Raw genomic sequence first — 21853 nt, forward strand, 5'->3', positions numbered from 1 at the left:
ACACCGGCCGCCGGAGCGCGCGTTCCGGCACGCATGAAGGGGCACCGCCTTATGTCCCTGTCGCTACGCCATCCGACCGCCTTCCTCACCACACTGCTCGTCTCCGTCGCGGCCGCACTGGTCGCGGCCGCACCACCGGCCTCCGCCGCCGCGATCACCGCCAACGCCGACGCGCTCGACGGCACCTGCGCCACGCTGCGGGTCTTCAACGGCTCCAGCGCGACCGGCTACGTCGTGCGCAGCGGGGCCGGGTACGGCTTCACGTCCTCCGCCTCCGGCGCCACGCCGTTCCGGCTGGAGGCCACCCAGCTCGGCCGGTACGAGCTGTTCGGCTCCGACGGCAAGCCCGCGTACCAGAGCGTCGTCAGCTTCATCATGGCCGGCGACTCCTACGGGGACCGGGCCGACTTCACCGTCACCAAGGCCGGCGACCGCTACCGGTTCACCGCCACGGCCACCGGCCAGACCATGGGCTCGTTCCTGTGGAGCCTCGGCGCGGCCGGCACGTCGTACACCGTGGCCCTCGCGACCGCGACGGGCTGCTTCACCCCGCCCGACATCGACCCGGGGGTCACCGGCACCGCCGCGCCGGGCGTCGACGGCAGCGGCAGGCTCGTCGGCACGATCGACGCGCACGCCCACATCACGGCCGCCGCGGCGTTCGGCGGGCAGATGCACTGCGGCGAGGCGTGGGCGTCCGGCGGCGTGCAGGTCGCGCTCGCGGGGTGCGACACGCACCGCAGCCTCAACGTCGGCGCGCTCTTCGAGGCCATCGTCGGCGGCACCGACGCGGCGAACTCACCCGAGGACGGCTGGCCGACGTTCGGCGACTGGCCGCAGCACAACTCGCTGCTGCACGAGCAGTCGTACTACCGTGGCATCGAACGGTCCTGGCGGGCCGGCCAGCGGGTGCTCAACGCGCTGCTGGTCGCGAACCGGTCGATCTGCGAGCTCTTCCCGTTCCGCGACACCCCCTGCGACGAGATGGACCAGATCCGGGTCCAGTCCCGCTACCTGTACTCGATGCAGGACTACATCGACGCGCAGAACGGCGGCGCCGGTAAGGGCTGGTTCCGCATCGCGACCACGCCCGCCCAGGTGCGCAGCATCGCCGCGCAGGGCAAGCTAGCCGTCACGATCGGCGTCGAGAACTCCGAGATCTTCGGCTGCCGCGAGAGCAACGACGTCCCGCAGTGCACCACCGCCCAGATCGACGCCGGGCTCGACGAGCTGCAGGCGATCGGCGTCTCGGGCCTGTACCCGATCCACAAGTTCGACAACGCCTTCGGCGGCACCCGCTTCGACGCGGGCCTCACCGGGGCGTTCGTCAACGTCGGCAACCTGCTGTCCACCGGCCACTGGTGGACCGCGACCAGCTGCACCGGCCCGTCCGACAACGAGCAGCCCCTCGTGCAGGACGACCTCGTCCGGCTGCTGAGCTTCGGGGTGCTGAGCCTGCCGCCCGGCACCGTGCTGCCGGTCTACCCCAGCGGCAAGATCTGCAACACCCGCGGCCTGACCAGCCTCGGCCGCTACCTCATCCAGCGGATGATGGAGCGCGGCATGATCATCCACGTCGACCACATGAGCGTGAAGACCGCCCAGGCCGTGCTCGACATGGCCGCGACCGCCCACTACCCGGGTGTGACCTCGGTGCACAGCTGGTCCGACCCGACCATGATCGACCGGATTCTCGCGCTCGGCGGTTTCGTGGCCACCTACGCCAACTCGGTGCCGGAGTTCCTGAGCGAGTGGCGTGCCAACCGCGCCGCCCCGCACGGCAACGCCATCACCGGCTACGGCTACGGCACCGACGTCAACGGCCTCGGCGACCAGGCGAACCCCCGCCCGGACGCTTCATCCGCCCCGCTGATCTACCCGTTCACCGCCCCCAACGGCACCACGGTCAGCAAGCAGGTCTTCGGCTCGCGGACTTTCGACGTCAACACCGACGGCGCCGCGCAGTACGGCCTCTTCGCCGACTGGACCACCGACCTCATCCAGCGCGCCGGCCCCGACAGCACCCTGCTCCGCCAGCAACTCCTGTCCGGCGCCGAGGCTTACGTACGAATGTGGGAACAGGCGATCGCCTGGTAGCCCTTGCTGATCTTCGCCGCCCAGCTTGATCGAGTAGCGGATCCGGTCGCCATGACAGCCGGATCCGCTACTCGATCACGGCTCTCTGAGCTACGGTCCCGCGGGACGCGACGGGGTCGCGGCGGGTGGGGAAAGTTTCAGAGGGTCGGGGCGGCGAAAAGGTTTCGGGAGTTGTAGAGAACCTTAAATCTCCGCACATCCTGTCACAAGGATTGACGCGGGGCGATTCGTCCTGCCAGGGTGCCGAAAAGGATTTCGTCGATGCGCATCGGCCCCGCCCCCACCCTTGTGACAGGGAGTCCGAATCATGCCCCGAAAACGAACCACCCGCCTGGTCGTCGCGGCCGTCGCGGCGCTCGGCCTCGCCGTGACCGGTGCCTTCATGGGCACGGCGTCCGCCGGTGAGAGCAGCGCCGGCCTGCCGAAGAACGACGTCGCCAAAGGGCTTGTCTACGACGGGCTGCAGCGGCGGGCCGCGGGGCCGTGCGGCGCCGGGCTGCTCGAGGTCAAAGGCACCAGCCCGATCATGTGCACGCACGGCCCGGACGCCGCCCCGGCCGGGCTGTCGGTGAAGACGCCCGTGCCCGCCCTCGCCGGCACGGCAAAGGCCGCGGCCGCCGTGCAGTCGCTCGCGGTCTGCGAAGGTGACGGCACGAGCGGGCGACGGGTCGAGGTGCTGTACATCCACGGCTCGACCAGCCGGTACACGCAGTACCTGGAGACGTTCCGCACCCTCGCCGAGGGCGTCGACACGATCTTCAACGAGAGCGCCAAGGAGACGGGCGGCGAGCGGCACGTCCGGTACGTCACCGAGACCGTCAACGGCGCGTGCCGGCCGGTCGTGCGGGACGTGAAGATCGCCGACTCGGCGCTGAACGCCAACGACTGGGCGCCGCTGCTCAACGCGGTCAAGGCGGCCGGCTACAACCGGACGGACCGCAAGTACCTGCAGTTCGTCGACGCCAACGTGTACTGCGGCATCGGCGGGCTGGCCGGCGACACGCGCAAGAGCGACGCGAACCGGTCCAACACCGGACCGGAGTACGCGCGGGCGGACAACGGCTGCTGGTCGGCCGGCGTCGCCGCGCACGAGCTCGGGCACACGCTCGGCGCCGTCAACAACAACGCGCCGAACGCGTCCGGCTACGGGCACTGCACCGACGAGTGGGACGTCATGTGCTACAAGGACGGCGACGACGTCGTCATCCGCACGGTGTGCACGAACCGGTCCCACGACGACCGGCTCGACTGCAACCACGACGACTACTACCACACCAACCCGCCGGCGGGCTCGTACCTGGCGCAGTACTACAACGTCGCCGACAACCTGTTCCTCATCAAGGGCGGCGGCAGCAACCCGCCGCCGCAGGACAGCAACCTGGCCCGGTCGGCGACGGCGTCCGCGTCGTACACGTCGGCGTGGGAGTCGGTCGCGGCGATCAACGACGGCATCGACCCGCCGTCGTCCAACGACACCGTGAACCCGCGCTGGGGCACGTGGCCGAACAGCGGCCAGCAGTGGGCGGAGCTCACCTGGAGCAGCAACCAGACGCTCAAGCGCGCGCAGGTGTACCTGTTCGACGACAACCAGGGCATCGACGTGCCGTCGAGCTGGAAGCTGCAGTACTGGACCGGCAGCGCGTACGCCGACGTGCCCGGCGCCAGCGGCTACCCGGTGACGGCCAACGCGTACATCACGGTGACGTTCACGCAGGTCAGCACCGCCCGGTTGCGGGTCGTGCTGCAGTCCAACGGCACCAGCTCGGTCGGTCTGCTCGAGGTCAAGGCGTTCGCGAGCTGACCGCCGGCGTGGGCCCGTGCGCCGCGGCTGACGCGCGGGCCCACGTGACGACCGGCGGGACCAGGCTGCCGATGACCGCGAACGCCGCGCCCAGCAGCAGCCAGCCCGGCGCGCCCCAGCCGACGGCGAGGGTCGTCACCACGAAGGGCGCGAGCATCTGGCCCAGCTGCATGCCCATCGCATAGGCGCCCTGGTACTGGCCGTGCGCGTCCGGCGGCGCGAGCCCGAACGAGATGCCCCACCCGGCGGCCGAGTGCCACAGCTCCGCGGCGACGTGCACCATCGACCCGAGGACCAGCAGCGCCACGGTCACCGGCATGCTCACGCCGCCGCTCAACGCGAACAGCCCGCACGCGGCGAACAGCGCCAGCCCCGCCCTCCGCGAAGCCCGCGCCGCGCCGGGCAGCTCCTCGGTGCCGCGGGCGGCCCGGACCTGGAAGAGCACGACGGCGGTCGTGTTGATGCCGAACAGCACCGCGATCAGCCAGCGCGGCGCGTCGGTGCGGTGCGCGATCCACAGCGGCAGCGCGACCTCGAACAGCCCGAAGTGCGTGGCCATCAGCCCGTCCAGGACCACGAACGCCAGGAACGGCCGGTCCCGCAGCGCGACCAGCCGGGGACCCTCCTGCCGCTTGGGCGCGGCCGGCACCGGGGCGAGGCGGCGCAGCACGAGCGCGGCGCCGGCGTACGTGACCGCGTCGATGGCGATCAGCGTGAGGTACGCCTGCCGGGTGTCCACGGCGAGCCCGATGCCGGCCACCGCGGCGCCGGCCGCGATGCCCGCGTTGGTGACGGAGCGCAGGTAGGCGCGGGTGTAGACGCGCCGGTCGGCGGGCACCGCGCCGGCGATGACCGCGCCCTTGGCCGCCCGCTGTGCCGCGTCGCCGACCGCCATCGGCACCCCGACCAGCAGGTACGTCCAGAAGTCCTGCACCGTCACCAGCGCCGCCGAGCCCGCGCACAGCACGAGCAGGCCGGCGAGCAGGACGCCACGCGGTCCGCGGCGGTCCGCGACGTACCCCATCGGCGCGCTCGACACGAGGCACACCAGGGCGGTCACGGTCAGCGCGAGGCCGGTCTCCCGCACGCTCAGCCCGACGGAACGGGTCAGGAACAGCGCCACCGACGCCATCGACACGCCGTTGCCGAACGTGTTGATGAGGGTGGCGCCGGCGAGCAGGCGCACGGGTCCGGGTTCGGGTAGCACGCCGGGACCCTAACAAGACGTACGTACGGTTTTCTACCCCGAGCCCCTGGGTCAGGCGGCGGGCCCCTGGGTCAGGCGGCGGGCCCCTGGGTCAGGCGGCGGGCCCCGGGGTCAGGCGGCGGGCCCCGGGGTCAGGCGGCGGCGGGCCAGCTCGGCGAGCAGGACGGCGCCGTCGTGCAGGACGCTGTCGTCGAAGACCGCGCGCGGCGAGTGGTTGTTGGGCATGACGGTGTGGTCGTCGCCGCCCGCCGCGCCGAGGAACAGGTAGGCACCGGGGACCCGCTGCAGGACGCGGGAGAAGTCCTCGGAGCCCGGGTCGGGGTGCTCCATGTGCTGGAACCGGTCGGCCCCGAACACGTCGCGGACCGTGCTCGCCACGAACGCCGCCTCCGTGTCGTCGTTGACCGTCACCGGGTACTCCGGCTCGAACCGCACCTCGGCGCGCAGCCCGTGCGCCGCCGCGATGCCCTCGCACAGCCGCACCGAGTCCCCGGCGATCTGCTCCGCGGCGGCGGCGCTGAACGTCCGTACCGTCGCGGAGAACACCGCCTCGTCGGGGATGACGTTGCGCAGCGTGCCCGCGTGGAACTCGCCGACGGTGAGCACGACCGGCTCGAACGGGCTGAACCGGCGCCCCACCATCGTCTGCAGCGCCGTCACCATCTCGCACGCGGCCGGGATCGGGTCGCGGGCGTCGTGCGGCGCCGACCCGTGCCCGCCCGCGCCGACGACCCGCACGTAGAGGCCCGCCGCGGCGGACATCAGCGCGCCCGGCCGGCACGCGAACACCCCGCGCGGGAAGTCTGTGGCCAGCACGTGCAGCCCGTACGCGGCGACCACGGTGGAGCCGGCGGCGTCCAGCACCCCCTCGTCGATCATCAGCCCGGCGCCGTTGCAGCCCTCCTCCCCCGGCTGGAACATGAACACGACGTCGCCGGCCAACTCGTCGCGGCGCCCGGCGAGCAGGTGGGCCGCGCCGACCAGCCCGGCGGTGTGCAGGTCGTGACCGCAGGCGTGCATGGCGCCCGGCACCGCCGAGGCGAACGGCACATCGGCGAGTTCGGTGACCGGCAGGGCGTCCATGTCGCCGCGCAGCAGCACCGCGGGACTGTCTACACCGCCACGCCGGCCGCCGCGCAGCACCGCCGTGACCGACGACAGCGCGGTGCCGGTCGTCACCTCCAGCGGCAGGCCTTCGAGCGCGGCGAGCACCTTCCGCTGGGTGCGCGGCAGGTCGAGGCCGATCTCCGGGTGCCGGTGCAGATCACGGCGCAGGTCGATGAGGTCGTCACGCAGTCCCATCCCGCAGACGGTACCGCCGCGCGCCACCACTACGCGACGCTGAACGAGCCGTCGGTGAAGGACAGCGACCGGCCGGCGGTGTGCGCGACGGGGTGCGGGCCGGCGAGCGCGGGCGTGGCGATCGACACGGCGGCGGTACGCTCGAACTCCAGCGCCCGCGGCGTCCACGGGCCGTCACCGTCCGGGACGGCCAGGTTGACGATCGTGGAGGCGTCGCGCTGGGTGTCGAAGCGGACGTGCGCCGCGACGTGGTGGACCAGGGTGAGCTCGGCCCGCCCGGGTATCGCCGCCGCCGGGGCCGGTGGCGGGTCGCCTGCGGGGACCGCCGCCCGGGCCCAGTGACCGTCCGGGAACCGGTCCGTGATGCGGGCCGCCAGGCAGGGGCTCGCGGCGATCCACCCCTCGGCCAGCTCCCGGAACGCGCGGTCACGGACCCGCCGGGGGCGGCCCGCCGCGGCGAGCACGCCGGTGCCCGCCCCGGCGAAGGCGGCGCACAGCTGCCCGAACCGCACCGACCCGACGTTGCTCGCGTAGCGCACCGACCGCAGCTCCAGCATCGCCTGGTGCACCACCAGGGCCGCGTCCCGGGCCGCGCCGCGGGCCGGTGGCCAGCCGATCGGCTCGCGCCGGAACGCGCGGCCGCGTGGATCGGCCGCCGCCGCGTCCCGGCCCGCACCCGACAGGTGCCACGTGTCGTCGTCGAAGCCGACGCGCGCCGACGCGGCGCCGAACCGGCCGCGGGCGCCGACCTGCACCTCGACCCCGTCACCGTCGACCGTCAGCGCCGCCCCCGGGCCGTCGCCGGTGTCGAACCGGGCCTCCCGGACGTCCTCCAGCATCACCTCGACGATCGCCTCGCCGGCGTTGTCGGGCGCGGGGTAGCGGCGCGGCGCCTCGAGCCACAGGTAGCCATGGATGCCGTGCTCGCCGCGCTCCAGGTGTACGGTGCGGACCCGGGCCCCGGTCAGGTCGTAGTCGCGGGCGGTGCCGGCGGCCGCCGCCGCGGTCAGCGGGACGACGCCCGGCCGCAGGTCTCCCTTGTAGTCCCGCACGTGCGCGGGCTGGTCCCGCTGCTCCGGCAGCAGAGACTCCAGCCGGTGGCCGGCGGCCTGCTCGATCATCCACGCCCGGCGCGCGGGACTGCCGTCCGCCATCCACCGCAGGGCCGCCGCCGCCCGCCGCTCACGCAGCCACGACGGCCGCAGGAGCGCCGTGTCGAACAGCGGGAACGTGCTGTTGTCCCAGATGTCCGCGAGCCCCACGACCGCGCGCCGGTCGAACCGGCGGCCGTCCGCGGACAGCTCGGCGATCCGCGCCACCGACCGGTCGAGCAGCACGGCGAACGCCCGCATCCGATCCGCTGTCATGGGCGCGGTTTGCCGGCGGCGTCGTAGGAGGCCCGCGCCGCGTCGACGGCCGGCAGGTGCCCGCCCGCCCAGTCGGCGAGCGCGTGGAACAGCGGGCCGAGGCTGCGGCCGAGGTCGCTGATCTCGTACTCGACCCGCGGCGGGATCTCCGGCGTGTACGTGCGGACGACGAGGCCGTCCCGCTCCAGCTGCCGCAACCGCTGGGTGAGCACCTTCGCCGTGACCGTGCCGATGCGGCGCTCCAGCTCGCTGAACCGCTGCCGCCCGTGCTCGTGCAGCGTCCACAGGATCGGCGTCGTCCACCGGCTGAACACGATGTCGACCACCGGCGCGATCGGGCACGCCAGTTCCGGGATGGTTTCCTTCTGCATGGTCACTTTCCTGTAGGTACCTACTATCCCCACGATGCTAGCTTCGCCGGCATGAAGATCGTCGTGACGGGTGCGACCGGCAACGTCGGCCGCCCTCTCGTACAGACCCTGACCGCGGCCGGCGCCACCGTCGCCGCCGTCTCCCGCAACGCCGGACCATCGCACGGCTCCTTCGCCGCGGACCTGGCCGACCCGGCGAGCCTCCGCCCGGCCCTGCACGGCGCCGACGCGCTGTTCCTGCTGGTGCCCGGCGCGCCGGTCGACCACCGGGCGCTCGTCGCCACGGTCCGCGAGTCGGGCGTGCCGCGCATCGTCCTGCTGTCCTCCCAGGCCGCCGGCACCCGCCCCGACACCCCGTCGCACGCACCGCTGCGCGACCTGGAGGCGGCGGTCCGCGGCGCCGGCGTGCGCTGGACGATCCTGCGCCCGGGCGGCTTCGCGAGCAACACGTTCGCCTGGGCCCCGACGATCCGCTCGCATCGGGTGGCGTACGCGCCGTACGTGGACGTCGCCCTCCCGCTGGTCGACCCGGACGACATCGCGGCGGTCGCGGCGGCGGTCCTCCTCGCCGGCGCCGAGCACGACGGCGCCACGTATGTGCTCACCGGACCTGCGGCGACCACACCCCGCGACCGCGCGGCGGCGATCGCCGCCGCCACCGGCGCGCCGGTCGACCTCGTCGAGCAGACCCCGGAGGAGGCCCGCGCCCAGCTGCTCGGCTTCATGCCCCCGCCGGTCGCGGACGGCACCCTGGCCATCCTCGGCCGGCCCCGGCCGGACGAGCAGGCGGTGAGCCCCGACGTCGAGCGGGTGCTGGGCCGCCCGCCCGTCTCGTTCCAGACCTGGGCGTCCCGCAACGCCGCGGCATTCGCCTCCTGAGGCTGTCGAATTCGTGGCTCGCCGTTCGTCTCACTGCCAGTCTGGAACCGACGAGGAGGCAGCGATGCAGTACGTCATGCTCATCTACCAAGGCCCGGCACTCGAGCGGCAGGCCGCGCTCAACGAGGAGGAGCAGAAGCAGGTCTACGCCGACTACCAGGCGATCAACCAGGCCCCCGGGGTCACCACCGTGCCACCGCTGGGCCTCGCCGAGCACGCGACCACCGTGCGGGTGGAAGGCGGCAGGACGCTGACGACCGACGGCCCGTTCGTCGGGATGAAGGAGGCCGTCGGCGGCGTGTTCATCCTGGAGGCCGACGACCTCGACGCGGCCATCGAGGTGGCCGCCCGCGTCCCGGCGGCCCGCCACGGCGGAGCCGTCGAGATCCGGCCATCGGAAGTGTATTGGTAACCGCACTCGACGGGATCTTCCGTGCCGAGTGGGGGCGCGTCCTGGCCACCCTCATCGGCGTCCTCGGCGACTTCGACCTCGCCGAGGACGCCGCGCAGGAGGCCTTCGCCATCGCCGCCGACCACTGGCCGCGCGACGGCGTGCCGGCCAACCCGCGCGCCTGGTTGATCCGCACGGCACGCAACCGCGCCACCGACCACATCCGCCGCGAGCGGGCGCTCGTGCCCAGGCTCGCGCTGCTCGCCGCCGCCCAGGAGGTGGAGATGACCGCGGTCCCCGACGAGCGCCTGGAGCTCATCTTCACGTGCTGCCACCCGGCGCTGGCCGTCGAGGCCCAGGTCGCGCTCACCCTGCGTACCCTCGGCGGCCTGACCACCGGCGAGATCGCCCGGGCACTGCTCGTCCCGGAGCGCACCATGGCCCAGCGCCTGGTCCGCGCCAAACGCAAGATCAAGGCGGCCGGGATCCCGTTCCGCGTCCCGCCGGACCACCTTCTCCAGGAGCGCCTCGACGCGGTGCTCACCGTCGTGTACCTGATCTTCAACGAGGGCTACGGCGGCCGCGACGAGCTCGCCGCCGAGGCCATCTGGCTGGGCCGCGCGCTGACCGAGCTGCTGCCCGCCGCCCCCGAGGTGCACGGCCTGCTGGCGATGATGCTGCTGCACGACTCCCGCCGCGAGACCCGCTTCCACGACGGCGAGCTGGTGCTGCTCGAGGATCAGGACCCGACCCGGTGGGACGCCGCCCAGATCACCCAGGGCCGCGCCGTGCTCGACCGTGCGATCGCGCTGGGCGGCCGCGGCCCCTACGTCCTGCAGGGCGCGATCGCCTCCCTGCACGCGGAGACACCGTGCGACTGGCCGCAGATCGCCGCCCTGTACGGCGAGCTGGCCCGCCTGACCGCCTCACCCGTCGTCGAGCTGAACCGCGCCATCGCCGTCGCCGAGACCAAGGGCCCACTGGCCGGCCTGCGCATCGTCGACAGCCTGGGCCTGGACGACTTCCGCTACCTGCACTCGACCAGGGCCGAGCTGCTACGCCGCCTCGGCCGCACCACCGAGGCCCGCGCCGCCTACCTCCGCGCGAGAGCCCTCACCGACAACGGCCCCGAACGCCGCTTCCTGGACCGCCGCCTCACAGCGCTCTCGCACGGCGTGGTGTGATCGGACCGTGGCATGGACCGACGCGGCGCTGGAGGTGCTCGGCGTGGGCGGGGAGCCGGTGGGGGCGCCGGACGAGGTCGCCATGCTGGAGCGGTGGATCGGAGGGGCGCTGCCGGAGGCGGTCCGGGAGTGGTTCCTGCTCGGCGGGGACCGGCGCCTGGCGGCGGTCAGCTCGAACCTGGTCACCACGGCGCGGGACTTCGGGAGCCCGGCCGTCGGGCGGTTCCTCGACAGCGGACACCTGCTGCTGGAGACCGAACTGCAGCACTGCTGCCGGTGGGTCGTGGCGGTCGAGGCGGCGTACGGTGATCCGCCGGTGTACCTGGTCGGCCCGGACGATGACGCCTGCGTGACGCGGAGCCGGTATGCCGCGGCGTTCTCCGAGTACGTCTTCGCGGCGGCGTGGGACGCGGTGCTGTGGGCGGGCGAGATGGCCGCCGACTTCGACCATCCGCTGCCGGCCGGTGCCCTCGAGGTCCTCAAGCGCAGGCTCACCGCGCTGCCGGTGACGTACGGGTGGGCGATGAACCAGGAGTGCGACGCGGTGCACCGGTTCGAGGGCGAGGCGAAGGTCGCCGTGGCCGTGACGGGTGGCACGGCGGTGTGGAGCGCGGTCGCAGCGCCCGACGCCGGGCTGCGGCGGGCGCTGGCCGAGCTGATCGGGGCGGACGGCGACGTCTGATCGCGACCCCGCCGTCAGTCGGGGGGTTCGGGGGCTGTCTCGTCGGTGGTCACGTCCTCGTCGCGGGGGCGTTCGCGGCCTTCCAGGGACACCGCGTCCGAGTCCTTGGAAGGCTCCGGGGGCTGGTCGTCGTCGAGGAAGTCGAGGAACTGGTCGGGGTCGGTGGTCATGGCGATTCCCCTCACTGGATCGCGGAGACGGCGGTCAGGTCGACCGTCTCGCCGCGGGACATGGTGCGCACCGGGAGGCCGTCGGCGAGCCGCTCGAAGTGGTGCAGCGGGTCGCGCATGACGGTGTAGTCGTCGTGGTGGATCGGCAGGATGGTGCGCGGGCGGATCAGGCGCGACAGCGCGACCCCGTCGTGGGCGTCCATGGTGACCAGCACGCCGAGGATGCGGGTGCCGCCGAGGTGGATCAGCACCGCGTCGATGTCGCCGAAGCGTTCGGGGATCTGGTCCAGCACGGACCGGCGGAAGAGCGTGTCGCCGGTGATGTAGAGGCGCAGCCGGCGGTGGCCGTCGCGGGACCAGTCGATGACGGTGCCCATCGTCTCCGGCAGGGCCAGGTGGACGCCGGCCGGGCCGTGCCGCGCCGGGACCGCGGTGATCCGCAGCGCCTGGCCGCCGCGCCGCCACGTGACGTCCTCCCACGTGGCCAGGCCGACCGCTTCCGTGAAGCTCCACCTGTACAGCCGGCGCTGCGCCGTGCGGGTCGTCACGAACGGCAGGTCGCGGGGCAGGCCGCGGCGGGCGACCCGGTCGAAGTGGTCACCGTGCAGGTGTGACAGCACGACCCCGTCGAGCGGCGGGAGGTCGTCGATGCCCATCGCCGGCTCGAGGCGCCGCTTCGACCACAGGCCGTAGCCGAGGTACGCGCGCTGCCCGGCGTGCAGGAAGTTGGGGTCGGTCAGCAGCGTGAACGCGCCGAGGCGCAGCAGCACCGTCGCGTTGCCTATGAACGTCGCTGACGTCTCCATGGGTCACCGTTCCGGGATCTCGTGCACGGCCAGCTCCTCGGCCGTGGCCCCACCGCCCGCGGCGCCGGCGTCGTAGGCGATCGCGTCCTTCTCGGTGTCCTCGCCGGTGCCCTCGTCGGGTTCGACGAGCCGGCCGACGGTGCCGCCGCGGGCGCCGGCGCCCGTGTCGTACATCGAGACCTGCGAGCCGAGGTCGGGCTCGACCGGAGCGTCGTCCAGCGCGGTGTCCCGGTCGACGGAGTCCAGCGTCTCGCCGGTCGCGTCGGGGTCGAACGACTCGGCGGCGATCGGCGACGCGGTGGCGTCGGGCCGCGGGCCGGCCTCCCCCAGCGACGTGTCGGGCAGTTCGCGGTCGAGCTTGTCGTCCAGCGACTCGGGGTCGGCGTGGTCGAGCCCGAGCGGCTGGTCGTCGCGGTCCAGCGGCAGCAGCGCGGGGTCCGGGCCGTCGGCGACCCGTCCGGTGTCGACATCGTCCCCCGCGGTGGAGTCGTAGTCGGCGGTACCGGGAAGCCCCAGGGCCTCGGGGTCGGACACCAGGCTCGGGAAGTTGTCTGTACGCATACTCACCCGCTACCCCACCCGCACGGGGTGACACGCGAACCGGGGCGAATTGTCAGAATTCGCCCCAGGGCGGAATGGGGTCCGCCGTGGCGAGGGGCAGCATCCGCCGCGCGGCGTCCTGGGCCCACTCCACCAGCAGCAGCGTGACGTCGTCGGCCGGGGTGCCTGCGTAGCCCGCCAGCGCGGAGTGGCAGAGCCGGCGCAGCGCCTCGGGGGCCGGCAGCTCGCCGGTGTCACGTTCGACGAGCTCGACCAGCCCTTCGACGCCGAACACCCGGCCGTCACGGCCGACGGCCTCGGTGGCGCCGTCGGTGTACAGCAACAGGCGGTCACCGCGCTCCAGCAGCTCCTCGGCAACCTCGCGAAGAACAGCGCCCCGTCGTTGGCCGCGTAGTCGAACGCGTCGCCGCCGACCTCGTAGCAGGGTTCGAGGACCGCCGAGACGACCGCATCCACAGCCGCTGCCGTCCGTCCACCGTGGACGACCGCGGCCGGACGGTCATGAAGACCTGTCCGGCCACAGTGGACTCGACGGGGAGCGGCGGCGGTGCCGCGGGCGGGCGCGGCACCGGCAGCAGGACCCGCTGCTCTGGGCGACTGGAATGAGTCGACCAGGTAGACCCAGACGTCCAGCCCGAGCGGCGCGGCCGCGGCGGCGGCCACGGCGCCCAGCTGGTCCGGCTGCGCCAGCCGGTCCCGCTGGAGCAGGTCCACCACGGCCGCCCGCCACTGCCGGCGGTCCTCCGACGCGGCCACGGCACACCCCCTCGCTGCGGTTCCTACCCAGCCGCCGGCGCGCGAACCATCAACGGCTACGCCAGGGTCCACCGCTGGTTCGTGCCCGAGCCGCACGCCCACAGGATGATCTTCGTGCCGTTGGCGGTGCCGCGGTTGCTGGCGTCCAGGCACAGGCCGGACTGCGCGCTGCTGATGGTGCCGTCGGCGTTGACGTTCCACTGCTGGTTCGCCTGACCGTTGCAGTCCCAGATGACGACGGCGGTGCCGTTCGTGGTGCCGTTGTTGTAGGCGTCCAGGCACTTGGTGCCGTACACCGTCAACTGCTTGCTCGACGTCACGGTCCAGGCCTGGTTGGCCTGCCCGTTGCAGTCCCACAGCTGCAGCTGCACGCCGTTGGTGGTGCTGGAGTTGTCGACGTCCAGGCACCGGCCGGACTGCACGCCCTGGACGCGCACCGCCGCGGGTGCCGACGCGAGCTGGCGGACCTCGATCGCGTCCAGGTCCGGCGCCCAGGCGGCGACGTTGGAGAACGTGAGCGTGTTGGCCGAGCCGGCGGTCAGCGGCACGATGACCGAGACGGTGCCGGCGGTGGTCCACGACCCGGTCGGCGGGAACGCGACGACCGTCGACGGCTGCCCGTTGACCTGCAGCGTCGCCGTGCGCGTGGTGGGGTCGCCGTTGGTGTACGCGATGGTCGCCACGGCGAGGCCCGCGGACGGTGCGGCGACGGCGTTGAAGCGCAGGGTGCCGCCGTTGCCGATGCCACCGACCTTCGAGCCGCCCGAGCAGCCGGCGCAGGCGACGACCGTCGCGCCGGTGCGGGTGTTGCCGGTCGCCTCGGCCTCGTAGGTGGTGGCGGCGGCCTCGGTGCCGGTGACGGTCAGCAGCACCGCGTCGTTCGCCGGGACGTTCACGGTGTACGACGTGGCGAAGCTCCCGGCGTTCTGCGCGGACCACAGGTTCCGTACGGATGCCGACGTCGCGGCGAGGCCCAGGTCCGCCCACCGGACCGTCATCGACGCCGCGGCGGTCCCCCGGTTGAGCAGCAGCACGGCGCGCCGTCCCGAGCCGGCGAGCACCTTCCCGTACACCTGCCGCCCCTGCGAATCGGAGACCTTGACGCCCTGCAGTCCGCGCGGGTCCTGGTCGACGGCGATCACCTCGGCGTTGCCGAGCGTCGCCCTCGTCGTGGCGTCCATCGTGGCGAGGTCGTCGCCGATGAGCAGCGGCGCGCCGGAGATCGCCCACAGGCCCATGTGGGTGCGGTTCTGCGCGGCGGTCAGCCCGGGCATGCCGGCGATCATCATGTCGGGGTCGTTGTAGTACCCGGTGTGCTGGGCGGCGGGGTGCAGGCCCTGGTCGAAGTTGCTGAGGACCATCGCCTGGGTGGCGGTCTGGCCGTAGTAGATGATGTCGGTGCTGGTGCGCCACATCGCGCCCATGCCGGGCGCCCAGTTCCACGGGCTCTGCACGCCCCAGTTGCAGATGGACAGCACGAGCGGGCGGCCGGTGGTCGCGGTGGCGCTGGTGACGGCGGCGCTGATCGCGCGGTACGTGCTCTGCGGGTCGAGCCCTTCGGCGCTGCCGCCGCACCAGTCGACCTTGACGAAGTCGAAGCCCCAGCGGGAGAACTGCAGCATGTCCTGCGCGTAGTGGCCCTCGCTGCCGCTGCCGGGCGCCGCCGGGCGGCCGGTCGGGTAGTAGTAGCCGCAGCCGTCGCGGCCGGCGTCGGTGTAGATGCCGGCCTTGAGGCCCTTGCCGTGCAGGTAGTCGGCGATCGCGGCCATGCCGCCGGGCCATTCCGCGGTGTCGACCGTGATGTTGCCGGCGGCGTCGCGGGTCCCCTGCCACCAGCCCTCGTCGATGTTGACGTACTTGTAGCCGGCGGCGGCCAACCCGGACGAGACGAGGGCGTCGGCCTGCGCCTTGATGACGTTGAAGTTGATCTTCGCGGCGAACGTGTTCCACGAGGCCCAGCCCATCGGCGGCGGCGGGACGGGCACCTGGGTGCCGGTGACGGCCGCCAGGGCGGGCCGGGCCGGGGTGGCGACATACACGGCGAGCAGGGCGAGGAGCGCGAGGAGGCGGACCGCATGCTTCATCTGCTGGTGTCCATGTCTCTAGGCGGGTGGCGACGATTGTTATCGCTCACATGCCATCCCGTCAATGCCCAGTCCGTTGCGGATGTGCGCGCTAACTTGTCGCGGTGACCAGGTAGTCGTCCGCCTCGGGGTTCCAGCGCAGCTGGACCGCGCCGCCGGTCGCGGCGGCCTTGCAGAACTGCAGGAACGTGCGGTAGCCGAGCTTCTTCTCGCTGAAGTCCGGCCGGACCCGGCGGACCTGGTTCTTCAGCCCCGACAGCGCGGCGCCGCCGCCCCCGGCCTCGAGCACCACGGACCGCAGCAGCGCGAACCCCGCCTCCCGGTCGCCGTGCTCGGGCAGCGCCACCTCCGGGTCGCCCTTGGCACGGCCGCCGGACAGCTCGATGACATTGCGGTCGGCGAGGTGGCGCAGCAGCTCCCCGAACGCGCGGAACCCGTAGTCGGACTCGCTGAACGTCGGGTCCTTGCGCAGCAGGGTCCGCTTCAGCGTCGAGGCGGTGACCTCTCCCCCGGAGCTGCCCTGCAGCCCGGCGACGGTCTGCGCCACGATCACGGCGAGCTCGTCGACGTCGCCGACCTCGGGCACCGGCTCCGGCTCCGGCTCGGGCACCGGTTTGGTCCGGCGCGGCTCCGGCTCCGGCGTGGCGCGTGCGGTCCGGCCGCCGCCCCGGGGCCGGCCCGAGCGCGCGTCCACGCCCTCGAGCCGGTCGTAGTACAAGAACTCGTCGCACGCCGGTGGCAGCAGCGCCGACGTGGACTTCTCGACGCCGACGCCGATGACCCGCTTGTTGAGCCCGCGCAGCTTGTCGACGAGCGGGGTGAAGTCGCTGTCGCCGGTGCACAGGACGAACGTGGAGATGTAGTCGCGCTCGAACGCCAGCTCCATCGCGTCGACCGCCATCTTGATGTCGGCGGCGTTCTTGCGCGAGGCACCCATCCGCTGCGGCATCTCGATCAGCTCGACGTGCGAGCGGGTCAGCATCCGGCGGTCCTCGTCGAAGTACGACCAGTCCGCGTACGCCCGGCGGACCACCACCCGGCCGCGCTCGGCGAGGGCGTCGGCGATCGGCCGGAAGTCGAAGGTCATGCCGCCGAGGTGATCCCGGGCGCCGAGCGCCAGGTTCTCGTAGTCGAGGAAAAGTGCGATCCGGTCTTCGGAGTCCACGCCGGTCACCCTACGCCCGTCGGCGATCACCGGCGCACCGGCCGGACTTTTCGTCCAGAAGCTGGACGTCTACTATGAGCCGGTGGATGCAGGAGCGGACGCGATCCTGGAGGCGCTGCTGCCGGTCATCGACGGGCTGGCGGCGACGTTCGGGCCGATGTGTGAGGTCGTCCTGCACGACTACCGGCGGGGCGAGCAGTCGGTCGTCGCGGTCGCCGGCTCGGTGACGGGGCGCAAGGCCGGCGACGCGATCAGCGAGATCGGCCTGGCCGTGCTCGCCCAGGGCGACGCCGCCACCAACGACGTCAACTACGTCACCCGCGCCCCCGACGGCCGGATCGTCAAGTCCTCGACCATGCCGCTGCGCGACGGCGCCGGCCATGTCTTCGGCGCCCTCTGCGTCAACGTCGACGTCACGGCGCTGCGGCAGGCCGGCGACCTGCTCACCGCCCTGGCCGGCGCGGCGGCCGCGCAGGTGCCGGCCACCACGTTCAGCGACGACTTCGACGATGTCGTCGATGCGTTGGTACGGGCGGAGGAGCTGGCACGGGGAAGGCCGGTGGCGGCGCTGACCCGGCCCGAACGGCTCGCACTCCTGCGCGCGCTGGACCGGCGCGGCGTCTTCGCCGTCCGCAACGCCGTGCCCCGGGTCGCCGCGCGGCTCGGGGTCTCCCGGTCCGCCGCCTACGCCGATCTCGCCGAGAGCCGGAGGAGCTCCGTTGACACTGGATGACGCGCAGACACCGTTCCTGGCGGTCGACGCGACCGTGGTGCGGGCGAACGCCGACCGCCTCAGCAAGCACCTCGCCAGGCTCGGCGTGCCGCTGCGGGCGCACGTCAAGACGACGAAGTCCGTCGACCTCGCCGCGCTGCTCGACGACGGGCGGCCCGTCCCGATCACCGTGTCGACGCTCGCCGAGGCTTCCGCGTTCGCCGACGCCGGGTACCGCGACATCCTGTACGCCGTCGGCATCGCGCCGGACAAGCTGCCGCGGGTGACCGCGCTGCGGGACCGCGGCGTCGACCTGACCGTGCTGCTCGACAGCGTGGAGCAGGCCGCCGCCGTGCCCGCCGGCGTGCCGGCGCTGATCGAGGTCGACTGCGACGGTCACCGCGGCGGCGTCCAGCCCACCGACCCGGTCCTGCTGGACATCGCGCACACCCTCGCCGCTCGCGGCGCCGTGCCCCGCGGGGTGCTGACGCACGCCGGCGAGTCGTACTTCGCCGACGGCGTCGCCGCGCTCCGTGCGGCCGCCGCGCACGAGCGCGACTGCGCGGTGCGGGCCGCCGCGGTGCTGCGGTCGGCGGGCTTCGAGGCGCCGGTGGTGAGCGTCGGCTCCACCCCGACCGCGCACTTCGCGACCGACCTCACCGGCGTCACCGAGGTCCGGGCCGGCAACTTCCTCCTCTTCGACCTCGTGATGGCCGGCATCGGGGTGTGCACGCCGTCGGACCTGGCGATGACGGTGGTCGCCACCGTGATCGGCCACCGCCCCGACAAGGGCTGGATCCTCACCGACGGCGGCTGGATGGCGACGTCCCGGGACCGTGGCACCGCCCGCCAGCGCGTCGACCAGGGGTACGGGCTGGTCGCCGACCTCGACGGCACCCTGTATGACGACCTGCTGATGACCGACGCCAGCCAGGAGCACGGCATCCTCTCGGTCCGCCCCGGCAGCTCCGCCGCGCTGCCCACCCTGCCGGTCGGCGCCCGGGTGCGGATCCTGCCCAACCACGCCTGCGCCACCGCCGCGCAGCACGACCAATACCACGTGGTCCGGCCGGGCTCCCGCGCCGTCGAGGCCGTGTGGTCCCGAATCAGAGGATGGTGACCACGATGCGGTTCCTGCCCGAGGCCGAGTCGGCCGCGCTCGTCAACGAGGAGCTGGCGTTCACCGCCGTGCGCTCGGCGCTGATCGCCGCCGCCGAGCCGCAGTCGTCGGTCTTCCCCGCCGTCGCCTGCCACGGCTCCGACCCGGCGAACCGGTTCACGGTCAAGCCCGGCGCGTCGGCCTCGCTGGCCGGCGTCAAGGTCGGCAGCTACTGGCCCGGCAACGCCGCCGCCGGACAGCCCAGGCACAACTCCGTCGTGCTGCTCCTCGACCAGTCCGTCGGCCGCGTCGAGGCGGTCGTCGAGGCGGGCGTCGTGAACGCCTACCGCACCGCCGCCGCGGACGCGGTCGCCGCTTCCGTGCTGGCGCGCGACGATGCCCGTACACTCGCCATCTTCGGAACGGGGCATCAGGCGCTCTACGAGTGTCTGGCCCTCGCCCGGGTGCGGCCCGTCTCGACGATCCTGGTGGTCGCCCGCAGCGCCGCCGGCGGCGCGGAGTTCCTGTCCCGGCTCGCCGCCCGCGGTCTCACCGGCACGCTCGCCCCCGCGGAGGAGGCCTGCGCCGCCGCGGACATCATCGTCACCGCCACGACCGCCACCGCACCCCTCTTCGACGCCGCCTGGGTGCGGCCCGGCACCCACGTGGCCAGCATGGGCTCCGACGCCGCCGGCAAGCAGGAGCTCCCACCGGCCCTGCTGACCGCCGCCCGCCTCTTCTGCGACCTGCCGTCCCAGTCCGTCCGCATCGGCGAGCTGCAGCACGTCGCCGCCCTCGTCGCCGAGGGCACCCTCACCGTGACCGCCATCGGCGACGTCCTCGCGGGCCGCACCCCCGGCCGCCGCTCACCCGACGACATCACCGTCTTCGACTCCTCCGGCATCGCCCTGCAGGACCTCTTCATCGCCGAGGCCCTGCTCCGCGCCGGATGACGGTCAGTCCCGCGCCGCGTGCGGTGGCATGGCGGGCAGCCAGGCGGCAAGGAGCGGCAGCACGGCGCGAAGGTCCGTCCCGCCGGCGGTCGCGTGGGCGGCCGCGCGGGCCGGCCCGGCGTCAGGCGGGGTGCAGGTTGGTCCAGGAGCGGGTGGTGGGGTGTTCGGCGGACCAGGCGGTCAGGAGGGTCTGGGCGTCGGGTTCGGGGGCGGCGAGGAAGAGCTGCTGCTCGCCGACGAAGTCGCGGGGTTCCTGGACGATCGAGGAGCGGCTGCAGCAGGCGCACAGGTCGACGCGGCTGGCCAGGATCTCGAAGCCGAACTTCCGGCCGGCGAAGGAGGCCGCCAGGGACGAGAGGTCGTCGGCGCCGGCCGTGACGAGCACGGACAGGGTCGCCGTGGGGGACGGTGCGAAGAGGGCGACCTCGTCGAACACCGGCACCGTCATCTCCCCGAACGTCCGGGAGCCGTTGGGGGCGCCGTCGTGGACGACGACCTCGCCGAAGCGGCGGGACGGGTCGAAGGGGACGTTGATGACGCGGGCTCGGGTCGGGCACAGGCGGACCGCCCAGACGACCTCCTCCACATCGGCGAGGCGGATGCAGGCGGGTCCCAGGTCGGCGTCGATCTCGCCGGTACCGGCGAACGGCGCCAACCCGTAGCCGATCCACGCGTCCCGGGCGGTCTCCCAGTCGTGCAGGACGGTGGCGGCCGTGCCGAGGTTCCAGTAGGCGGGCTCCTCGGCGCCCCGCTTCACGAACGTGACGGCGGTCTTGCCGGTCTCCAGCGCGCGGGGCCAGTCGCGGGCGAACTTGAACGCCAGCGCCGCGTCGAACCAGACCGCCTTCGCGGCTCGCCGGGGAACGCGCGGCGCCACCGCGGCGAGCAGGTCGCCGGCGCGGGGCCAGTCCTCGGCCTCGAACGCCTCGTAGCCGTGCGCGACCGCGACGACCACGTCACGGCCGGCGGAGCGCAGCGGGTTGGACCAGCGGGCGAGGCGGGAGAGCATGCCGCGGACGGTACGGGCCGCGGCCCCGCTCGACAAGATCAGGAGGCGAACGCCTTGCGGTATTCGCGGGGTGGGACGCCGCGTCGGCGGACGAACTGCTCGCGCAGCGTGGCGGCGGTGCCGAAGCCGACGCGGCGGGCGACCTCCTCGATCGGCAGGTCGGCGGTCTCCAGCAGTTCCTCGGCCCGGTGCAGGCGCTGGGACAGCACCCAGGCGTGCGGGGTCGAGCCGGTCGCGGCGGCGAACCGGCGGGCGAAGGAGCGCTGGCTCATCAGCGCCCGGGCGGCCAGGACCTCGACCGTCAGCGGGGTGTCGAGGTTTTCCCGGGCCCAGCCGAGGACCGCGCTGAGGCGCTCGTCGTCGCAGTCGGCCGGCACGGACGCCGCCACGTACTGCGCCTGCCCGCCGTCGCGGTGCGGCGACAGCACCATGTCGCGGGCGATGGCGTTCGCGACCGCCGAGCCGTATTCGCGACGCAGCAGATACAGGCACATGTCCACGCCGGCGGCCGCGCCCGCGCCGGTGACGATGCGCCCCTCGTCGACATACAGCACCTCGGGCATCAGCAGGACGTCCGGGAAGCGCGCCGCCATCGCCGCCGCCCACCGCCAGTGGGTCGTCGCCCGCCGGCCTTCGAGCAGGCCCGCGCACGCCAGGACGAACGCGCCGGTGCAGTGGCCCGCGATGGTCGCGCCCCGCTCGTAGGCCGACCGCAACGCCTCCAGCACCGCCGGCGACGGCGCGACGTCGAAGTGCTCCCATGACGTGACGAGGACCAGGTCGGCCTGGGCGAGCCGGTCCAGGCCGTGCTCCACCATCAGCTTGAGCCCGGCGTCGGTGGCCACCGGCCCCGGCTCGTCGGCGCAGACCGCGAAGTCGAACCCGGGCAGCCCGCGGGACGTGCGGTCGTAGCCGAAGATCTCGCTCACGATCCCGGCCCCGAACGCGCCGGTGCCGTGGTGGACGTACGCGGCGACGTTGCGGAACGGATGATGCATGCCATCATGATGGCAGAAAATCTGCGATCGCGTGCAGATCTGCCACTGTTGTGTTCACGCCGCCGGGCGCAGGCTGAGACCATGTTCGTCATCGACTGCCCCACCCACGGGTCCCGCGTCCTGCTGTCCGAGCGCCGCATCCGCGCCCTGCGCAACACCGACACCGGTGTCCTGCTCGCCCTCGAGTGCTACTGCGGCCACGTCGAGAAGATCAGCACCGGCCGTCGCGCCCCCGCACGGCATGTCCCGGAGTGACAAG

22 protein-coding genes are annotated in these 21853 nt (G+C 73.3%); 10 read left to right on the forward strand and 12 right to left on the reverse strand.

All coding sequences use genetic code 11. From position 1 onward, the window contains the following. Nucleotides 1-51 precede the first annotated feature (51 nt). Together ACQEVZ_RS49895 and ACQEVZ_RS49900 are read left to right on the forward strand one after the other, a co-directional pair. The gene (locus tag ACQEVZ_RS49895; protein WP_433382074.1) at nt 52-2097 is read left to right on the forward strand and encodes a hypothetical protein; all 2046 of its coding nucleotides are present in this window, start codon (nt 52-54) and stop codon (nt 2095-2097) included. Between the two features lie 307 nt (nt 2098-2404). After that, nucleotides 2405-3898 (forward strand): DUF7402 domain-containing protein, encoded by a 1494-nt coding sequence (locus ACQEVZ_RS49900; protein ID WP_433382077.1) that lies wholly within the window; start codon nt 2405-2407, stop codon nt 3896-3898. Here the strand turns inward: ACQEVZ_RS49900 and ACQEVZ_RS49905 are convergent. The 4 genes from ACQEVZ_RS49905 to ACQEVZ_RS49920 form a co-directional block, all read right to left on the reverse strand. Beyond that, nucleotides 3879-5105 (reverse strand): MFS transporter, encoded by a 1227-nt coding sequence (locus tag ACQEVZ_RS49905; RefSeq protein WP_433382080.1) that lies wholly within the window; start codon nt 5103-5105, stop codon nt 3879-3881. The two genes, ACQEVZ_RS49900 and ACQEVZ_RS49905, sit on opposite strands and share 20 nt — an antisense overlap. Before the next feature lie 111 nt (nt 5106-5216). Next, nucleotides 5217-6407 carry a M20 metallopeptidase family protein gene (locus ACQEVZ_RS49910; protein ID WP_433382083.1) on the reverse strand — a complete coding sequence of 397 codons (1191 nt, stop codon included), beginning with the start codon at nt 6405-6407 and terminating at the stop codon, nt 5217-5219. A gap of 29 nt (nt 6408-6436) precedes the next feature. Beyond that, a complete protein-coding gene (locus ACQEVZ_RS49915; RefSeq protein ID WP_433382086.1) occupies nt 6437-7774 on the reverse strand; it encodes a hypothetical protein in 1338 nt (445 codons plus the stop codon). Then, the gene (locus ACQEVZ_RS49920; RefSeq protein ID WP_354896217.1) at nt 7771-8145 is read right to left on the reverse strand and encodes a winged helix-turn-helix transcriptional regulator; all 375 of its coding nucleotides are present in this window, start codon (nt 8143-8145) and stop codon (nt 7771-7773) included. The genes ACQEVZ_RS49915 and ACQEVZ_RS49920 overlap by 4 nt, the downstream gene beginning before the upstream one ends. Before the next feature lie 51 nt (nt 8146-8196). Here ACQEVZ_RS49920 and ACQEVZ_RS49925 point away from each other — a divergent pair, with 51 nt between their 5' ends. The 4 genes from ACQEVZ_RS49925 (at nt 8197) to ACQEVZ_RS49940 (ending at nt 11281) form a co-directional block, all read left to right on the forward strand. Further along, nucleotides 8197-9024: an SDR family oxidoreductase gene (locus ACQEVZ_RS49925; protein WP_433382090.1), complete on the forward strand. Its 828-nt coding sequence runs from the start codon at nt 8197-8199 to the stop codon at nt 9022-9024. 64 nt (nt 9025-9088) lie between these two features. After that, nucleotides 9089-9436 carry a YciI family protein gene (locus ACQEVZ_RS49930; protein ID WP_433382093.1) on the forward strand — a complete coding sequence of 116 codons (348 nt, stop codon included), beginning with the start codon at nt 9089-9091 and terminating at the stop codon, nt 9434-9436. Beyond that, nucleotides 9430-10599 (forward strand): RNA polymerase sigma factor, encoded by a 1170-nt coding sequence (locus ACQEVZ_RS49935; RefSeq protein ID WP_433382096.1) that lies wholly within the window; start codon nt 9430-9432, stop codon nt 10597-10599. The genes ACQEVZ_RS49930 and ACQEVZ_RS49935 overlap by 7 nt, the downstream gene beginning before the upstream one ends. Before the next feature lie 7 nt (nt 10600-10606). Beyond that, complete coding sequence (locus ACQEVZ_RS49940) at nt 10607-11281, forward strand: hypothetical protein (RefSeq protein WP_433382099.1); 675 nt, start codon at nt 10607-10609, stop codon at nt 11279-11281. A gap of 14 nt (nt 11282-11295) precedes the next feature. On the opposite strand, the gene ACQEVZ_RS49945 is transcribed toward ACQEVZ_RS49940, so the two are convergent. The 6 genes from ACQEVZ_RS49945 to ACQEVZ_RS49970 form a co-directional block, all read right to left on the reverse strand. After that, entirely contained in the window at nt 11296-11451 is a 156-nt protein-coding gene (locus ACQEVZ_RS49945) for a hypothetical protein (protein WP_363407307.1), read from the reverse strand. A gap of 11 nt (nt 11452-11462) precedes the next feature. Further along, entirely contained in the window at nt 11463-12257 is a 795-nt protein-coding gene (locus ACQEVZ_RS49950; RefSeq protein ID WP_433382103.1) for an MBL fold metallo-hydrolase, read from the reverse strand. Nucleotides 12258-12260: 3 nt separating this feature from the next. Next, nucleotides 12261-12818 carry a DUF5709 domain-containing protein gene (locus tag ACQEVZ_RS49955; protein WP_433386133.1) on the reverse strand — a complete coding sequence of 186 codons (558 nt, stop codon included), beginning with the start codon at nt 12816-12818 and terminating at the stop codon, nt 12261-12263. Nucleotides 12819-12870: 52 nt separating this feature from the next. Then, the gene (locus tag ACQEVZ_RS49960) at nt 12871-13140 is read right to left on the reverse strand and encodes a SpoIIE family protein phosphatase (RefSeq protein WP_425552114.1); all 270 of its coding nucleotides are present in this window, start codon (nt 13138-13140) and stop codon (nt 12871-12873) included. 490 nt (nt 13141-13630) lie between these two features. After that, a complete protein-coding gene (locus tag ACQEVZ_RS49965) occupies nt 13631-15658 on the reverse strand; it encodes an RICIN domain-containing protein (protein ID WP_433382107.1) in 2028 nt (675 codons plus the stop codon). A gap of 91 nt (nt 15659-15749) precedes the next feature. Beyond that, nucleotides 15750-16823: an NYN domain-containing protein gene (locus ACQEVZ_RS49970; RefSeq protein WP_354896236.1), complete on the reverse strand. Its 1074-nt coding sequence runs from the start codon at nt 16821-16823 to the stop codon at nt 15750-15752. 82 nt (nt 16824-16905) lie between these two features. Here ACQEVZ_RS49970 and ACQEVZ_RS49975 point away from each other — a divergent pair, with 82 nt between their 5' ends. Genes ACQEVZ_RS49975 through ACQEVZ_RS49985 form a run of 3 tightly spaced genes read left to right on the forward strand, consistent with a single transcriptional unit; the run spans nt 16906 to nt 19587 of the window. Then, nucleotides 16906-17556 (forward strand): helix-turn-helix transcriptional regulator, encoded by a 651-nt coding sequence (locus ACQEVZ_RS49975; RefSeq protein WP_344499500.1) that lies wholly within the window; start codon nt 16906-16908, stop codon nt 17554-17556. Beyond that, on the forward strand, nt 17543-18655 hold the full coding sequence (locus ACQEVZ_RS49980; protein WP_433382112.1) for an alanine racemase: 1113 nt from the start codon (nt 17543-17545) through the stop codon (nt 18653-18655). The genes ACQEVZ_RS49975 and ACQEVZ_RS49980 overlap by 14 nt, the downstream gene beginning before the upstream one ends. A gap of 5 nt (nt 18656-18660) precedes the next feature. Continuing rightward, a complete protein-coding gene (locus tag ACQEVZ_RS49985; protein WP_433382115.1) occupies nt 18661-19587 on the forward strand; it encodes an ornithine cyclodeaminase family protein in 927 nt (308 codons plus the stop codon). A gap of 121 nt (nt 19588-19708) precedes the next feature. Here ACQEVZ_RS49985 and ACQEVZ_RS49990 read toward each other — a convergent pair whose 3' ends face one another. Together ACQEVZ_RS49990 and ACQEVZ_RS49995 are read right to left on the reverse strand one after the other, a co-directional pair. Then, nucleotides 19709-20596, reverse strand: a complete 888-nt coding sequence (locus ACQEVZ_RS49990) for a hypothetical protein (RefSeq protein ID WP_433382118.1) — start codon at nt 20594-20596, stop codon at nt 19709-19711. Nucleotides 20597-20634: 38 nt separating this feature from the next. Further along, nucleotides 20635-21594, reverse strand: coding sequence for a GlxA family transcriptional regulator (locus ACQEVZ_RS49995; RefSeq protein ID WP_354896245.1), 960 nt, complete (start codon nt 21592-21594; stop codon nt 20635-20637). An 81-nt stretch (nt 21595-21675) separates the two neighbouring features. Here ACQEVZ_RS49995 and ACQEVZ_RS50000 point away from each other — a divergent pair, with 81 nt between their 5' ends. Next, a complete protein-coding gene (locus ACQEVZ_RS50000; protein ID WP_344499490.1) occupies nt 21676-21849 on the forward strand; it encodes a hypothetical protein in 174 nt (57 codons plus the stop codon). The last annotated feature ends 4 nt before the right edge of the window (nt 21850-21853 follow it).

Source organism: Dactylosporangium sp. CA-152071 (assembly GCF_050936335.1).
GTDB classification, from domain to species: domain Bacteria; phylum Actinomycetota; class Actinomycetes; order Mycobacteriales; family Micromonosporaceae; genus Dactylosporangium; species Dactylosporangium maewongense.

Excerpts from the sequence above, each read along its gene's own strand:
- ACQEVZ_RS49985 (WP_433382115.1), top strand. The coding sequence starts at position 18,661 with ATGCGGTTCCTGCCCGAGGCCGAGTCGGCCGCGCTCGTCAACGAGGAG.
- ACQEVZ_RS49945 (WP_363407307.1), bottom strand. The coding sequence starts at position 11,451 with ATGACCACCGACCCCGACCAGTTCCTCGACTTCCTCGACGACGACCAG.
- ACQEVZ_RS49920 (WP_354896217.1), bottom strand. The coding sequence starts at position 8,145 with ATGCAGAAGGAAACCATCCCGGAACTGGCGTGCCCGATCGCGCCGGTG.
- ACQEVZ_RS49925 (WP_433382090.1), top strand. The coding sequence starts at position 8,197 with ATGAAGATCGTCGTGACGGGTGCGACCGGCAACGTCGGCCGCCCTCTC.
- ACQEVZ_RS50000 (WP_344499490.1), top strand. The coding sequence starts at position 21,676 with ATGTTCGTCATCGACTGCCCCACCCACGGGTCCCGCGTCCTGCTGTCC.
- ACQEVZ_RS49950 (WP_433382103.1), bottom strand. The coding sequence starts at position 12,257 with ATGGAGACGTCAGCGACGTTCATAGGCAACGCGACGGTGCTGCTGCGC.
- ACQEVZ_RS49965 (WP_433382107.1), bottom strand. The coding sequence starts at position 15,658 with ATGAAGCATGCGGTCCGCCTCCTCGCGCTCCTCGCCCTGCTCGCCGTG.
- ACQEVZ_RS49915 (WP_433382086.1), bottom strand. The coding sequence starts at position 7,774 with ATGACAGCGGATCGGATGCGGGCGTTCGCCGTGCTGCTCGACCGGTCG.
- ACQEVZ_RS49930 (WP_433382093.1), top strand. The coding sequence starts at position 9,089 with ATGCAGTACGTCATGCTCATCTACCAAGGCCCGGCACTCGAGCGGCAG.
- ACQEVZ_RS49990 (WP_433382118.1), bottom strand. The coding sequence starts at position 20,596 with ATGCTCTCCCGCCTCGCCCGCTGGTCCAACCCGCTGCGCTCCGCCGGC.
- ACQEVZ_RS49895 (WP_433382074.1), top strand. The coding sequence starts at position 52 with ATGTCCCTGTCGCTACGCCATCCGACCGCCTTCCTCACCACACTGCTC.
- ACQEVZ_RS49995 (WP_354896245.1), bottom strand. The coding sequence starts at position 21,594 with ATGCATCATCCGTTCCGCAACGTCGCCGCGTACGTCCACCACGGCACC.
- ACQEVZ_RS49910 (WP_433382083.1), bottom strand. The coding sequence starts at position 6,407 with ATGGGACTGCGTGACGACCTCATCGACCTGCGCCGTGATCTGCACCGG.
- ACQEVZ_RS49900 (WP_433382077.1), top strand. The coding sequence starts at position 2,405 with ATGCCCCGAAAACGAACCACCCGCCTGGTCGTCGCGGCCGTCGCGGCG.
- ACQEVZ_RS49955 (WP_433386133.1), bottom strand. The coding sequence starts at position 12,818 with ATGCGTACAGACAACTTCCCGAGCCTGGTGTCCGACCCCGAGGCCCTG.